Here is a 13885-nt window from a genome sequence, read left to right on the forward strand (position 1 = left end):
CCATGTTGGTATCCTGGTAGCGGTCGGATCAGGCGGTCTGGCGCCACGCGCGGGTCGCCGGGCGATCCATGCCGAGCGAGTCGCGCAGTGTCTGGCCCGGGTACGCATTGCGATACAGACCGCGCCGCTGCAGTTCGGGCACCACGAGCCGCACGAAGTCCTCGTAACTGCCAGGTACCGAAAGCGCCTGGACGACAAAGCCGTCGCAGGCATCCCGGAACCAGGCTTCCATCTCGTCGGCCACCTGCTTCGCGGTACCGACGAAGCACGGGCCTTCACGTACCGTGCCGCGACCGGACGCCTCCACGAAATCGCGCACCGACGGGTTGCGCTTGCCGCTCTTGGCGATCACGCGGTCGCGCAGGCTGTGCCACGACACCGCGGCCAGTTCGGCATCGGTGAACGGCTCGTCGTAGCCACGCTTCGAGAAGTCGACGTTGAGCACTTCGCACAGCAGCGCCAGGCCATCGATGGGCCGCGCCAGCGAATCGATCAGCGCGAACTGCTCTTTCGCCTGCGATTCGGTCTCTGCCACCACCACCTTGACGGCCGGCGCCACCTTGACCGACGCCGGATCCCGGCCCGCTTCGGCGATGGCACGCTTCAGCTGCGCGTATTGCTTGCGGCCCGCGTCCAGGTTGGGATAGGCCGCAAACACCAGCTCGGCCCAGCGCGCGGCAAAGGCAATGCCCCGCCCACTTTGCCCGGCCTGCAGCAGCACCGGGTGCCCCTGGCGCGAACGCGGCACCGGCAGCGGCCCGCGCGACTTGTAGTATTTGCCGCGATAGTCGAGCCGATGCACCTTGTCGGGATCGGCAAAGCGGTCGTTCTCCTTGTCGAGGATCAGCGCATCATCCTCCCAGGAATCCCAGTGGCCCATCACCACTTCCATGAACTCGTCGGCGCGGTCATAGCGCGCGTCGTGCTCTTCGTGCGCGTCGCGGCCGAAGTTTTCCGCTTCGGAGTCATTGAGCGAGGTCACCACGTTCCACGCCACGCGGCCTTTCGTCATCAGGTCCATGGTGGCAAACAGCCGCGCCACGTGGAACGGCTCGTGGTACGTGGTGGAGTACGTCGCGCCCAGCCCAAGGCGCGAGGTGACCGATGCCATCGCCATCAGGACGGGCGTGGGATCCATCTTCACGGCCCGCACGCCGTGCGCCACGGTTTCACGATGGTCGTCGCCGTAGATGTCGGGCATGGCCAGCCGGTCGTCGAAGAAAGCCATGTCGAACAGGCCATCTTCCAGCGTGCGCGCGATGCGCTGGAAGTACTCCGGTGACAGGAAGTCGGACATGGTGGCGGGATGGCGCCAGGAACCGACATAGTTCGAACAATTCTGCGCCTGCAGGAAGGCCACCAGGTGCATCTGGCGGGACGATGGCGAGGTCATGATGCGTTGGACTCCATTCAGTGCCGTGTTCGGCAGGTGGAATGCATTCTTGACGACGCCAACGCCTTGAACAAATCATCAAGCCCGATACAATTATTCGCAAAGCCAATAAATCACGGAGACTCGCACCCATGCCCCCAGCACGCCCCATCGGCGACGCCATATCCAGCGCCGGCGTCGATCTGGCCGAGATCGAGACCTTCCTCGCCGTCGCGGAGACTGGAAGCTTCAGCCAGGCAGCGGAGCGGATGCACGTCACGCAGCCCTCGGTAACCGGACGCGTGCAGCGTCTCGAAGCGGCGTTGGGCACGACACTGCTCACCCGCACCACGCGGCGCGTGGAACTGACCGACGACGGCAGGCGCGCCGAAGCGGCCGCCCGGGCGGCACTGCATGGACTGCGCGAGCTGGTAGGAGAGTTCCGGCAAAGGATCAGGCAGGCCCGCCAGCGCGTGGTGATTGCCGCCACGCCCATGATTGCCGCGTTGAGCATGCCCGCCATCCTGCAGGCTTATGGCGAAAGGTACCCTGACGTCCAGATGGAACTTCTCGACGTGAAATACACCGAGGCGCTAAACGCACTGGATCGTGGCGATGCCGACGTCGCGGTGATGTCGCTAGACGAGATCGACTTGTCAAGCTACAAGTTCCAGCACCTGTGGAACGGGACGATGGTCCTGGTGGTGCCGTCGATTCATCCGCTGGCGAGCCTGGAGCGCGTTGGCGCGCGCGAGCTGGCCTTCCACCCGCTGATGCTGATCGAGCAATACCTGCCCGTGCGCGCCCGTATTGCCGAAGCCATGGAAAAGCAGGGATTCTCGTTGCCGCCCTCGAAAATGGTCGGGAATCTGAACACGTTGATGGGGATGCTCGATGCCCGCATGGGCATCACATTGTTGCCGCACGGCATGGCCGAACGCTGTCGTGACGTCAGCATCGTGCCACTGGCGGTCGATGGCCTGTCGCTGACACGCCGCTTCGGCGTCGTATTCCCGTACAAGACCGACCTCAGCACGGCAGCGGCGAGCTTCTGCAAGTTCCTGGGGCGCGCGGTGGCCGGCGACGAGCGCTCCTTGCCGCAGTCCAGACGTTCCTGACGCGGCCTCGGCATTCGGCGGCCTCCCCGGCCAATCTGCCACGTCGATTTATTGGCGCAGCCTATGGGTTCATCATCATTGCCGAATTGTTGCGAGCGCGCCGTCTTCATAGACTCTGGCCGTGCAAGCCAAATCATGGAGACCCGTCATGCATGCCGCCACCGAACCGCTCGACGCCCGCGAATTGCGCGACGTCCTGGGCAATTTCGTGACTGGGGTCACGGTCATCACCACGCGCGACCCGTCGGGCAAGCCGCATGGTGTGACCGCCAACTCCTTCAGCTCGGTGTCGCTCGATCCGCCGCTGATTCTCTGGAGCCAGTCGTTGAGCTCCCGGAGCTTTCCTGCGTTCCGCGAGAGCGACCACTTCGTTGTCAACATCCTTGCGGACGACCAGACCGCCATCTCCAATCATTTCGCCAAGTCGGGCGACGACAAGTTCGCGTCGATCGACTATGAGGATGGCCATCGTGGTGCCCCGGTGCTGCCCGGATCGGCCGCTTACCTCGAATGCACGAAGGTGGCGACCTATCCCGGCGGCGACCACGTTGTGTACCTTGGCAAGATCGAGCGTTTCGTCAATGCACTGCGGCGGCCACTGGCATTCGGGGCCGGGAAGTACATGGTGACCTCGTCGCACGAACTTGCGCCATCGTTGTCGCCCCTTGGCACCTCGTCGCCGGCACGACTTGACGTAGTCCGGCACGTCATCAGCGCCATGCCCGCCATCGCGGAATCGCTGGGGGAGCACACACTCTGCCTGGCGGTCTGGGGCAATCGGGGTCCAACGGCCATTCACTGGGAGCCCTCGCGCCAACCAGTCAGCGACCAGCTCCGGCTGGGATTGGTGATGGGCACGACTCAGTGCGCTACCGGCAAGGCATTCGCCGCGTTCCTTCCTCCGGAGATCACGCGTGCCTTCATCGACGAAGATTTGCGCATGCACCGGTCGCCGGGCGAGGACACGCATGCCCAGCGCGAAGCGCTCGATGCCGAATTACTCGAAACACGCACGCACGGCATTGCGCGAGCTACGAATACGGCGCCCTCACGACTACACAACATACCCGTGAACGCATTTAGTGCCCCAATCTTTGATCGACAAGAACATATGGTCCTGGCGCTTTCCGTCACAGCCCCTGCGTCGCGCATGGCGTCGGATTGGGACGGCGAGGTGCCTCAACGACTTCGGCGCGCGGCACAGGCGCTCTCCGAGCTTCAGTGATGGTATGCGTTCCCACAGTGCCCCGTAGCTCGCATATGCCTCGTTTGATGAGGAGACCACATCGGGAGACAACCTGCCCATACGGCATGCCATCTTCGCTTCAGGCCCATCCCGGCAAATATATTAATCAACCGCGGCGCCAGCCGCGCCCGGCCGGCAAAGGGCCAGCGGGACGACCAACTGCCGGCAGGCACACCAGCGGGCACCCCGCGCGAATCGACCGGCGACCGCATGCGGGCTCACAATGAGCCAAGACCCGAGGCAACGCCGACACCGGCCAGCTGACCACCCAAGACCAACACCACCAGTTGCCGGCAGCATGCCACGACCCAACCTCGATGCGAGGAGTGCGCTGACGCGCGCGGGCGCCGGCCGTTGGGATCAAGGCTTTCATCGGGTCGACCAGCACTTATCCTACCTCGCGAAATCGGCGAGCGGAGCCCAGTTCGCAATACGGGGGAGGCTCGCTGTTCAAGGCGTTTGCTTGGGGCGGCGAAAAATCTTGATCCCAGCATCCGCCAGTCTATCTGGCGTCATACGCGACCTGTTCACCCGGTTCAGTTCGGTCGTTTCCTCTTGAGTCAGTAGCACCAGGCGATATTTTGGTTTGATAAAAGAGAGAATTTTGTCATCCGTCGCACCCTCGTTGACAATTTTGACAACCGCTCGTGCAAACTCCCGTTGCGGCATAACATGCTCAATCAAAACCTTCTCGCCACGCTGACGGGCTTTTTGAGCGCCCACACTGCATTCCGCATCTGCGGCCGTCTTCAGATTGTTGATGTGCTTGAGGCTTGGATATTTCACTCGCTGGCACAGAATGTCGAGGATTCGCTCAACAGAATGGATGGCTCCGCCGCTATCGGTAAAACCACTCTCAATGGCTCTGTTTCGCGCATCGATAAATAAGCGCAGAGCCGGCAGAAGCCTAGTGGGATTGTATTTTCCTTGCATGTAAGTATCTGGGGCGGGCCGACACAATTAATTTTTTGTTCAATCATGACATTGACCCCTGATTGGCGAATCCAATAGCGAGGCGATCAGGCCGCGTGTCCCTGCTGAGCAGCCGACCAGTACTTCTCGGTGACGTAGTTCAACGTCGAATACGACCGACGAGCGTTGTAGAACCGACGCCTATCCGATGTCGTCCTGCTAAACGTCGGCAAAGGTGGGATTGTCGGCAATTCAGCCGTCGACGTCGACTGGCCGCACTTGGCAGCCGGACAAGGCCAAGTGACGGGAGGAGGTCCAAACGTCGCGACCGAGTGGAACCTTGAGCCTGAAGACGGGGGGCGGTCAAGTCTCTCGGGAATCTGCCGATATACAGCGATCGATCACCGAAATCCATTGAAATGCCCATAGCACCGTGCTTCCTGTTCAAAAACTCCTACGAGTTCAAGCCCAAGAGTGAAATCAACTCTGTTCCTATCCGGGTCCGCGGTATCTACGTCTTATATTCCGACAGGGACCATGGAAAAATGGACGTGGTCTACATCGGAATGGCGCGAGGCGAAAAGTCGGGAGCACGGGGCCGACTCAAAAAACACAGGGAAGATGCCGGAAAAGACTGGTCTCATTTCTCGGTGTTTGAAGTTTGGGACAACATAACGAGGGAACAGGTCGAAGAGTTGGAAGGGTTGTTCCGTCACATTTATCGGTACGACACCCATGCGAACCCCTTCAATATCCAAAAGACATATGCCCCGCTACAACAGATCAAACGGGGCGAAGTAGCCGAATGGCTCTTTTGACGCACAGTTGGCCCGGCACGGCCTTGGACGACTGCTTTTGGAGTTGAAACGCTTACAGGATGTCCGGCAGGCGATGGCAACTAAGGACCGCTCCTGGCCGGTAAGCGCCGCTTGGTGGTTCGACGGTCTGGCCTTGCAGGCGGGAGACTGCCGGTGGTAGTCGCACTCCGACATGTCCACCATCCGGTTAGGGAAGAAACTACCGCACCTTAGCAATCAGCTCTGAAGCGATTCTTTCCTGATCTTCGGATATAGGACGGCGCCTGTCTTGTTATATTCAATTCATCGGCCATGCCTGAGAAAACCTGACTCAATCAATAGTCGACCGACCTCACGCAGCGAGCGTTCACCAGGAAGGGCTTCCCCACCAGGATGGCCGTCACGGGATTCGACGAATAGTTCATGAGCCAGGCGAAGCTGGTCGGGTTGGACGAATATTCCGTCGACGTCCAGTAGAGACCGGTCAGATTGCCGAAACCCAGCCGCATCAGGTTGTCTTCGACATTGGCGATGCCTGCCGGGCAGTTGGCCGAGTTGCCGGCGGCGCCGACCTCGCAGGCCGCGGGCAGATACCACGTCCCCGGAGGCACGCCGCCGGACGTGCGGGCGTTGCAGAGGTTTGCCGCGTAGGTCAGTGACGTGCCGAACGACGCGACGATGGCCGAGGTGTTCCCCGCTCCATCCGTCAGGCTCTGCGCGGATGCCCCGACCGCCGTCCCCATGTCACCCCACACGCCCACGCCGACGTCGATCGAACCCACCACCTTCGCGGTGGACGCGCTCGTGACCGCGAATACGAGATCGCCGCCGACACTAAACGCCAGCGCGGTCGTCGGATTGGGGCTGCCGACGTTATCCGCGGCGACAGCGATGCCGCCCTGCGCGACATAAGGCGTCGTCGACGTGAATCGCAGCATGCAGCTTGCACTGGAGGGCAGCACGGCGCAGTTGCTGGCGTCCTGCGTCACGCCCGACCACGCGGACGGAAGCTGTGCTGCCACGTTGGTCGCCGCATTTGATCCGATGTTGGTCACCATGATCGTGCCCGTACCGCCGTTGACGGGGATGACGCCCGTGGCCGCCACCGAAAGCGTGGTGGTATTCGTGATGCACGACACGCCGACCGTCGTTACGTTATGCGCGGGCAGGGTGCCGCTGCCATTGGCCACCATGCATGTCTGGATGGCAGGCTGGGTCAGCACCGTCACGTTGTAGGGGCTGCCTTCGGCAGCCGGCGTGGCGAACGTGAAGGTGCCATTGCCCGTGACGGTCTGCGTGTCCGCGCCGTTGAGTTGCAGCTGTAGCTGCCCGGACAACCCCGAAACGGTGCCGCCAACGGTGTAGGTGTTCGTCGCGCAGGTAATCGAGACGTTCTGCACCGCGGCGCTCCCCATCAACCCGGTGCCATTGCCCACGGTGCAGGTCTGGCTGGCGGGCTGCGACTGCACGGTGACCGCGTACGCACCGCCCTCGGCGATCGCGGTGGGAAACGTGAACGGGCCATTGCCGGCAATGGCGAGCGTATCGCCGCCATTGTTCTGCACGGTCACGGTGCCCACGAGCCCGGATGCCGTGCCGCCGATGGCGTGCGTATTCGTCGCGCAGACGACAGCCACGTCCTGGACCGCCGTGGCGCCGACCGTCCCGGTGCCATGACTGACCGAACACGTCTGCCCGGCGGGCTGGGTGGCCACGGTCACCGCATACGCGCCGCCCTGTGCGACGAGCGTCGGGAAATTGAACGTGCCGTCGGTGCTGGTCGACAACGTCTCGCCACCATTGTTTTGCAGGACGACGGTCCCGGCGAGGCCGCTGACCGTGCCGCCAACGCTGCGCGCCGTGCCGGAGATGGTGTACGTGCGCGTCCAGATCGCGCCCTTCTGTCCGACCGTGCCGTCGAACGTCACCGCGTTGGGGTCCAGCGTCAGGGTCACGGTCTGGCCGTCGTTGCAGTGGCTGCCGGCAAGCGTCACCGAGACGATCTTGCCGGAGGCGTCGACCGTCGGCGTGGCGGTCGGCAGCGTGCCGCAGGTGCCGCTGGTCTTGAAGAAGCTGGCGCCCAGCGCGGATACCTTCGCGTTGAACGTCGCCACCACGCTCGTGGGCAGCTCGGTGGGCGTGCTCGAGTTGGCGGCGACGGAGACCAGCGCGGCAGTCTCCGGTGTCGTGGGCGGGGTGGGGGTGGTGGCTGGATCGTCCCCGCCACATGCCGTCAAGAACGCCGCGCATAGCGCGGCCACCCAGCGCACCTCGATTCCCCGAGCCTTCATGATTGGATCCCTGCCGTTTTTTCGTTCGATAGTGAGCCGAATCCTACACAATCGGGGCCGCGCAAGCCATGCTCGTGAAGCGGGGTGGAGGGGTTGCACGTCAGTTGCGGCCCGCCATGACCCCGCCGTCGATTATGGTACGGGCAGCAACTCATGCAATGCCCGCCACTCAGGATCTCTGGAAATCTGTAGTTCGATGGGGTATCAAGAGCGCTGAGACGTGACTACGCTCCCTCGCCAGACGCGGCAGCGACGTGTTGCCGCACCGCTCCTCCGCACCGCCGTTCCATACTAAACTTTCACAACTTACTAAAAATACAAAAAAGACAAGCAATGCACCTGTCGCCCCTGATCCAGCGCTTCGTGCTCCATTTCGGCGAAATGGGCAGTCGCTGGGGAATCAACCGCACCGTCGGGCAGATCTATGCCCTGTTGTTCACCGCCTCGCGCCCGCTCAACGCGGACGAAATCGCCGAGGCGCTCGGGTTCTCGCGCTCCAACGTCAGCATCGGCCTGAAAGAGCTGGAGTCGTGGAGCCTGGTGCGGCTGTCGCACCAGCCGGGCGACCGGCGCGAGTATTTTTCGGCGCCGGACGATGTCTGGGCCATCTTCCGCACGCTGGCCGAGGAGCGCAAGCGCCGCGAGATCGACCCCACGCTGTCGATGCTGCGCGAGGTCCAGCTGGAGTCGCCAGCCAGCGCGGAGGACCGCCATGCGCAGGCGCGCATGAAGGAAATGTACGGGCTGATCGTGCTGGTGACGAGCTGGTTCGGCGACATCCAGAAGCTCGACGTGGCCACGCTGGAAAAGCTGATGAAGCTGGGCGCCAAGGTCAACAAGCTGCTCGAGATGAAGGACAAGCTCGGCAGCGCCATCGGCGGCAAGCCGCGCGCCGAGACCCCCGCCCCCGGGACGAAGTCGAAGGCCCGGCCCGCCCGTCCCCGCAAGGAGTAGTCGCATGTCTTTCCCGCTCGACCCGGTGGTGCTGGCGCGCGTGCAGTTCGGCGCCAACATCACCTTCCACATCCTCTTTCCGACCATCAGCATCGCGCTGACCTGGGTGCTGCTGTTCTTCAAGCTGCGCTTCAACAAGACCGGCGACGACCGCTGGATGGCGGCCTATCGCTTCTGGGTAAAGATCTTCGCGCTGACCTTCGCGCTGGGCGTGGTCAGCGGCATCACCATGAGCTTCCAGTTCGGCACCAACTGGCCGGGCTACATGGAAACCGTGGGCAACATCGCCGGCCCGCTGCTGGCCTACGAGGTGCTGACCGCGTTCTTCCTGGAGGCCACCTTCCTCGGCATCATGCTGTTCGGCGCGCGCCGCGTGAGCAACCGCACGCATACCGTGGCCACGCTGCTGGTGGCGGGCGGCACCACGCTGTCGGCATTCTGGATCCTGGCGCTGAACTCGTGGATGCAGACGCCGGCGGGCTTCGAGATGATCGATGGCCGCGCCCACGTGACGAGCTGGATCGCGGTGATCTTCAACCCGTCGTTCCCCTACCGCCTCGCGCACATGCTGCTGGCGTCGGGGCTGACGGTGGCGTTCCTGCTGGCGGGCATCTCGGCCTACCGCTGGCTGCGCGGCGACCGCGCGCCGGAGGTGCTGTCGTCGCTGCGCACCGGGGTGGTGATCGCGGCGGTGCTGATCCCGCTGCAGATCGTGGCGGGCGACCTGCACGGCCTCAACACGCTGCACCACCAGCCGGCCAAGATTGCCGCGATGGAGGGCATCTGGAAGACGGAAAAAGGCGCGCCGGCGGTGCTGTTCGGGCTGCCCGACGCGAGCACGCAAAGCAATGATTTCGAAATCGCGATCCCGAAGCTGGCCTCGCTCTACCTCACGCACAGCATGGACGGCGAGATCAGGGGCATCGACGCCTTCGCGGGCAAGCACCCGCCGGTGGCGCCGCTGTTCTACGCCTTTCGCATCATGGTGGGCGTGGGCCTGCTGATGCTAGCGGTCTCGTGGAGCGCGGCCTGGCAGTTGCGCCGCCGGGGCCAGCCGTCGCGCTGGATGGCGCGCGCGCTGCTGGCCATGACGTTTTCGGGCTGGGTGGCGCTGGTGGCGGGCTGGTACGTCACCGAGATCGGCCGCCAGCCTTACCTTGTGTACGGCGTGCTGACCACGGCGCAGGCCGCCTCCAAGGTGCCGGCCGCGATGATCGGCGCCACGCTGGCGATGTACCTGGCGCTCTACGCGGCGCTGATCGCGGCCTACATCTCGGTGGTGTTCTACCTGGCGCGCAAGGCAGGCACGGACGCCGGCGAGCCCGGCATCGAAGCCGCCGGCATCGAACCCCCTCAAGCCGCGCTGCCCGGCGCGCTGCGGAGCGCGCAATGAACGACCTGACCCAACCCGCCGGCTGGATGCCGCTGGTGTTCCTGGCCCTGATGGGCATCTCCATGCTGGTCTACGTGATCCTGGACGGCTACGACCTCGGCGTGGGCGTGCTGCTGCGCCGCGCCGGCGATGCCGACAAGGACACCATGATCGCCTCGATCGGCCCGTTCTGGGACGCCAACGAAACCTGGCTGGTGCTGGGCGTGGGCCTGCTGCTCACGGCCTTCCCGATCGCGCACGGCATGATCCTGACCCAGCTCTACCTGCCGGTGGCGCTGATGCTGGCCGGGCTCATCATCCGCGGCGTGGCGTTCGACTTCCGCGTCAAGGCGCGCGCGCACCACAAGCCGTGGTGGAACCGCGCGTTCTACGCGGGCTCGCTGCTGGCCGGCTTCTCGCAGGGGCTGATGCTGGGGCTGTACGTCACCGGCTTTCGCCACGACTGGCCGGACATCATCTTCGCGGTGGTGGTGGGGCTGTGCCTGGTGGCCGGCTACTGCCTACTGGGCGCGGGCTGGCTGATCATGAAGACCGAAGGCGCGCTGCAGCGCCGCGCGGTGTACTGGGCAAGGCGCAGCCTGTGGCTGACCGGCACCGGCGTGACGCTGATCTCGGTGGTGACGCCGCTGGTGAGCCAGCGCATCTTCGACAAGTGGTTCTCGCTGCCGAACATCATCCTGCTGGCGCCGATCCCGCTGGTGACGGTGGCGCTGTTCGTGATCCTCGACCGGCTGCTGCGGCGCATGCCGGCCATGCTCGAACGCGGCAACGACCGCTGGTGCTGGGTGCCCTTCGCCGGCACCGCGGTGATCTTCCTGATGGCGTTCAATGGCCTGGCCTACAGCCTGTTCCCGTACCTGGTGGTGGACAAGATCGACGTCTGGCAGGCGGCGAGCGCGCCGGAATCGCTGGGCGTGATCCTGGCCGGCGCGGCGGTGGTGCTGCCGACCATCCTGGGTTACACGCTGTACGCCTACCGTGTATTCTGGGGCAAGGCGACCGACCTGCATTACTACTGAGCCAGCGAGGCCCGGCGGGCGGCCGCACCCATACTCGCACCGACCAAGGTACAGACCGCCCCATGAACGGCTCGCAAGGCCAGCAACCCGGCACGCCACCCGCCTCCCCGCCGCCCGCCCCGCTGCCGCGGCGCCTGCTCGACCGCCTGCGCGCCGGCGCCGGCGCGCAGGTGCGCGGGCTCACGCGCAGCAACTCCGGCCTCAGCCTCGACTACGACAACCCGCCCGGCGATCCCGGCCTGTTCGGCCCGGACGCGGTCTGCTGGCGCGTGCACGCGGATTTCCCGGCGATGCTGGCCGGCGGCGTCAGCGCGCTGCTGCTGCAGACGCTGCACCCGCTGGCGCTGGCCGGGGTGTGGGACCACTCCACCTTCCGCACCGACATGCAGGGCCGCCTGGGCCGCACCGCGCAGTTCATCGCCGGCACCACCTACGGCAGCCGCGCCGACGCGCTGGCGCTGATCGAGCGCGTCAGGCGCATCCACACCACGGTCAGAGGCATCGCGCCCGACGGGCGCCCCTACGCGGCCGACGACCCGGCGCTGCTGACCTGGGTCCACGTGGCCGAGGTGTCGAGCTTTCTCGGCGCCTACCTGCGCTACGTGGGCCCGCTGCCGGCGGCCGACCAGGACCGCTATTACGCCGAGGTGGCGCAGATCGCGCGCCTGCTCGGCGCCACGGAAGTGCCCGACAGCGCCGCCGCCGTGGCCGCCTACCTCGAGCGCCTGCGCCCCGAGCTGGTGGTCAGCGGGCGCACCCACGAAGTGGTGCGGCTGGTGATGGCCATGCCGGTCGCCAGCCCGCTGCTGGTGCCGGCCGTGCGCATCATGGGCGATGCCGGCATCGCGCTGCTGCCGCGCTGGGCCCAGCGCGAGCTTGGCCTGCACGGCGCGGCCGCGCTGCGCCTGCCGGTGTCGCTGGCGGGCATGCGCATGCTGGCGCCGACGCTGCGCTGGGCGCTCGGCAGCGGGCTGGCGGCGCGCGCGCGCCGGCGCGCCGGGAAGCCGGCGCCGGCGGCGCCGGTGGCGCCCGTTTCCTGATCCTGGCCGTCCGCCGCGGGCGCGGCATGGCCTAGTCGCTTTTCCATTTCTTGGCTCTGCGGGATATGCCGCCGCGGCGCTACATTGGGTGCTCCCGCGAACCGCGACAGGCACACGACCCGCATGCACGCACCCATCGAATTCAGGCACCTGGAAAGCCGGCAGGACTTGCTGGCCGCCTTCCCGGTCATGAAAGAACTGCGCCCCCACCTGGACAGCGCGCCGGCCTTCGCCAGCCAGGTGCGGCGCCAGCACGCGCAGGGCTACCGCCTCCTCGCCGCCTGCCGGCACGACGCCGTGCTCGGGCTGGCCGGCTACCGCCTGCAGGAGAACCTGATCTACGGCAGGTTCGTCTACGTCGACGACCTCGTGGTGAGCGCCGCCCTGCAGCGCGGCGGGCTGGGCGCGCAACTGCTGGAGGCCGCGCGCGCGCAGGCCGTGGCGCTGGGCTGCGCGCATTTCGTGCTCGATACCGGCCTGCACATGGCGCTGGCGCAGCGCTTCTATTTCCGCCAGGGCCTGCTGGCGCGCGGCCTGCATTTCGTCGCGCCGCTGGCGCCGGGAGCGCCGTCATGATGCGGGTCCTGCACGTCAACGGCAGCCCGCACGGCGCGGCCAGCCACGCCAGCCGGCTGGCGGAGGAAATGATCGCCGGGCTGCGCGGCCCGGACGGCGAGGCAAACCGGGATTTCCGCCTGGTGCGGCGCGACCTGCTGGCCGAGCCCTTGCCGGCGATCGGCCAGGCCTATGCCAGCGCGATCACCTCGCCGCCGCCGGGCACGCCGGGCGCGGCCGACGCCGCCACCCTGGCCGCCGCGTTCGGCTGGTCCGAGCGCCTGATCGGCGAACTCGAGCAGACCGACCTGCTGGTGATCAGCACGCCGATGCACAACTTCACCGTGCCGGCCTCGCTGAAACTGTGGATCGACCACGTGCTGCGCATCCATCGCACCTTCGCCGCGACGCCGGCCGGCAAGGTCGGGCTGCTGCGGGACCGGCCAACCTTCGTGCTGGTCGGCTCGGGCGGCTTCCACGCCGGCGAGCGCGCGCGCCAGCCCGATTTCCTCACGCCCTACCTGCGCCACGTGCTTGCCACCATCGGCATCCATGACGTGACCTTCGTGCTGCTGCAGGGACTGGTCGGCGGCGATGCCGCGGTGGCCGGGGCGATAGCCACCGCACGCCGGCAGATCGCCGGCGAGATGGCGCGGCTGCGCGGCATGCCGTGGCCGAAAAGCGCGGCGACGGAGACCGGCGAGATGCCATCGCGGCTGGCCTAGACTTCAGTCAGGCACCCTTGCCCGGATGCGGGCGTCCATGCCGCGGGCGCGGCACGCGCCTGGCGCCGCGGGGCGCATGGGAGGCTGCCATGCAAGGCTTCCAACTCACGTTGTTCACCATAGAAAACCGCCGCCACCACGGCAAGCAGTTGTCGCACTGGCTGCTGCAGGTCCTGCGCGAACTGCATATCCGCGGCGCCACCCACCTGGTGGCGGCCGAGGGCATCGGCCACGACCGCCGCTTCCATAGCTGGCATTTCCTGGAGCTGGCCGACCGGCCGGAAGAGATCACCGTGATCGCCACGGGCGAGGAGGTGGCGCGCCTGTTCGCGCGGCTGGCGGAGGAAGACGTGCAGGTGTTCTATGCCAGCACGCCGGTGGAGTTCGGCTTCCTCGGAAAAGGGGCGCCCGCGGGGCAGGGACAGTGTGAAGGTCAGGGTCAGGGACCGCCCGCCCCCTGACG

13 protein-coding genes are annotated in these 13885 nt (G+C 65.8%); 10 read left to right on the forward strand and 3 right to left on the reverse strand.

Annotated features, from left to right (window positions below; genetic code table 11):
* Positions 1 to 28: 28 nt before the first annotated feature.
* Positions 29 to 1393 (reverse strand): LLM class flavin-dependent oxidoreductase, encoded by a 1365-nt coding sequence (locus ACWTPI_RS31330; protein WP_454733715.1) that lies wholly within the window; start codon positions 1391 to 1393, stop codon positions 29 to 31.
* 131 nt (positions 1394 to 1524) lie between these two features.
* Here ACWTPI_RS31330 and ACWTPI_RS31335 point away from each other — a divergent pair, with 131 nt between their 5' ends.
* A complete protein-coding gene (locus ACWTPI_RS31335) occupies positions 1525 to 2490 on the forward strand; it encodes a LysR family transcriptional regulator (protein ID WP_454733716.1) in 966 nt (321 codons plus the stop codon).
* Positions 2491 to 2638: 148 nt separating this feature from the next.
* A complete protein-coding gene (locus ACWTPI_RS31340; protein ID WP_454733717.1) occupies positions 2639 to 3715 on the forward strand; it encodes a flavin reductase in 1077 nt (358 codons plus the stop codon).
* 471 nt (positions 3716 to 4186) lie between these two features.
* On the opposite strand, the gene ACWTPI_RS31345 is transcribed toward ACWTPI_RS31340, so the two are convergent.
* A complete protein-coding gene (locus tag ACWTPI_RS31345) occupies positions 4187 to 4669 on the reverse strand; it encodes a hypothetical protein (protein WP_454733718.1) in 483 nt (160 codons plus the stop codon).
* Between the two features lie 524 nt (positions 4670 to 5193).
* On the opposite strand from ACWTPI_RS31345, the gene ACWTPI_RS31350 reads away from it, so the two are divergent.
* Positions 5194 to 5466, forward strand: coding sequence for a hypothetical protein (locus ACWTPI_RS31350; RefSeq protein ID WP_454733719.1), 273 nt, complete (start codon positions 5194 to 5196; stop codon positions 5464 to 5466).
* 314 nt (positions 5467 to 5780) lie between these two features.
* Here ACWTPI_RS31350 and ACWTPI_RS31355 read toward each other — a convergent pair whose 3' ends face one another.
* The gene (locus ACWTPI_RS31355; RefSeq protein WP_454733720.1) at positions 5781 to 7736 is read right to left on the reverse strand and encodes a hypothetical protein; all 1956 of its coding nucleotides are present in this window, start codon (positions 7734 to 7736) and stop codon (positions 5781 to 5783) included.
* Between the two features lie 333 nt (positions 7737 to 8069).
* Here ACWTPI_RS31355 and ACWTPI_RS31360 point away from each other — a divergent pair, with 333 nt between their 5' ends.
* The 7 genes from ACWTPI_RS31360 (at position 8070) to ACWTPI_RS31390 (ending at position 13883) form a co-directional block, all read left to right on the forward strand.
* The gene (locus ACWTPI_RS31360) at positions 8070 to 8690 is read left to right on the forward strand and encodes a GbsR/MarR family transcriptional regulator (RefSeq protein WP_454733721.1); all 621 of its coding nucleotides are present in this window, start codon (positions 8070 to 8072) and stop codon (positions 8688 to 8690) included.
* A 4-nt stretch (positions 8691 to 8694) separates the two neighbouring features.
* Entirely contained in the window at positions 8695 to 10083 is a 1389-nt protein-coding gene (locus tag ACWTPI_RS31365; protein ID WP_454733722.1) for a cytochrome ubiquinol oxidase subunit I, read from the forward strand.
* The gene (locus ACWTPI_RS31370; protein ID WP_020202410.1) at positions 10080 to 11102 is read left to right on the forward strand and encodes a cytochrome d ubiquinol oxidase subunit II; all 1023 of its coding nucleotides are present in this window, start codon (positions 10080 to 10082) and stop codon (positions 11100 to 11102) included. Before ACWTPI_RS31365 ends, ACWTPI_RS31370 begins: the two co-directional genes overlap by 4 nt.
* 62 nt (positions 11103 to 11164) lie before the next feature.
* Positions 11165 to 12142, forward strand: a complete 978-nt coding sequence (locus tag ACWTPI_RS31375) for an oxygenase MpaB family protein (RefSeq protein ID WP_454733723.1) — start codon at positions 11165 to 11167, stop codon at positions 12140 to 12142.
* A 123-nt stretch (positions 12143 to 12265) separates the two neighbouring features.
* Entirely contained in the window at positions 12266 to 12718 is a 453-nt protein-coding gene (locus ACWTPI_RS31380; protein ID WP_020202412.1) for a GNAT family N-acetyltransferase, read from the forward strand.
* Complete coding sequence (locus ACWTPI_RS31385; protein ID WP_454734046.1) at positions 12718 to 13422, forward strand: FMN-dependent NADH-azoreductase; 705 nt, start codon at positions 12718 to 12720, stop codon at positions 13420 to 13422. Before ACWTPI_RS31380 ends, ACWTPI_RS31385 begins: the two co-directional genes overlap by 1 nt.
* 89 nt (positions 13423 to 13511) lie before the next feature.
* Positions 13512 to 13883 (forward strand): DUF190 domain-containing protein, encoded by a 372-nt coding sequence (locus tag ACWTPI_RS31390; protein WP_020202414.1) that lies wholly within the window; start codon positions 13512 to 13514, stop codon positions 13881 to 13883.
* Positions 13884 to 13885: the final 2 nt, after the last annotated feature.

This window comes from Cupriavidus ulmosensis (assembly GCF_977008105.1).

Bases quoted from the DNA above. Each gene is read 5' to 3' on its own strand.
- ACWTPI_RS31345 (WP_454733718.1), bottom strand. From the start codon at position 4,669: ATGCAAGGAAAATACAATCCCACTAGGCTTCTGCCGGCTCTGCGCTTA.
- ACWTPI_RS31370 (WP_020202410.1), top strand. From the start codon at position 10,080: ATGAACGACCTGACCCAACCCGCCGGCTGGATGCCGCTGGTGTTCCTG.
- ACWTPI_RS31380 (WP_020202412.1), top strand. From the start codon at position 12,266: ATGCACGCACCCATCGAATTCAGGCACCTGGAAAGCCGGCAGGACTTG.
- ACWTPI_RS31330 (WP_454733715.1), bottom strand. From the start codon at position 1,393: ATGACCTCGCCATCGTCCCGCCAGATGCACCTGGTGGCCTTCCTGCAG.
- ACWTPI_RS31375 (WP_454733723.1), top strand. From the start codon at position 11,165: ATGAACGGCTCGCAAGGCCAGCAACCCGGCACGCCACCCGCCTCCCCG.
- ACWTPI_RS31355 (WP_454733720.1), bottom strand. From the start codon at position 7,736: ATGAAGGCTCGGGGAATCGAGGTGCGCTGGGTGGCCGCGCTATGCGCG.
- ACWTPI_RS31385 (WP_454734046.1), top strand. From the start codon at position 12,718: ATGCGGGTCCTGCACGTCAACGGCAGCCCGCACGGCGCGGCCAGCCAC.
- ACWTPI_RS31360 (WP_454733721.1), top strand. From the start codon at position 8,070: ATGCACCTGTCGCCCCTGATCCAGCGCTTCGTGCTCCATTTCGGCGAA.
- ACWTPI_RS31335 (WP_454733716.1), top strand. From the start codon at position 1,525: ATGCCCCCAGCACGCCCCATCGGCGACGCCATATCCAGCGCCGGCGTC.
- ACWTPI_RS31390 (WP_020202414.1), top strand. From the start codon at position 13,512: ATGCAAGGCTTCCAACTCACGTTGTTCACCATAGAAAACCGCCGCCAC.
- ACWTPI_RS31340 (WP_454733717.1), top strand. From the start codon at position 2,639: ATGCATGCCGCCACCGAACCGCTCGACGCCCGCGAATTGCGCGACGTC.
- ACWTPI_RS31350 (WP_454733719.1), top strand. From the start codon at position 5,194: ATGGACGTGGTCTACATCGGAATGGCGCGAGGCGAAAAGTCGGGAGCA.
- ACWTPI_RS31365 (WP_454733722.1), top strand. From the start codon at position 8,695: ATGTCTTTCCCGCTCGACCCGGTGGTGCTGGCGCGCGTGCAGTTCGGC.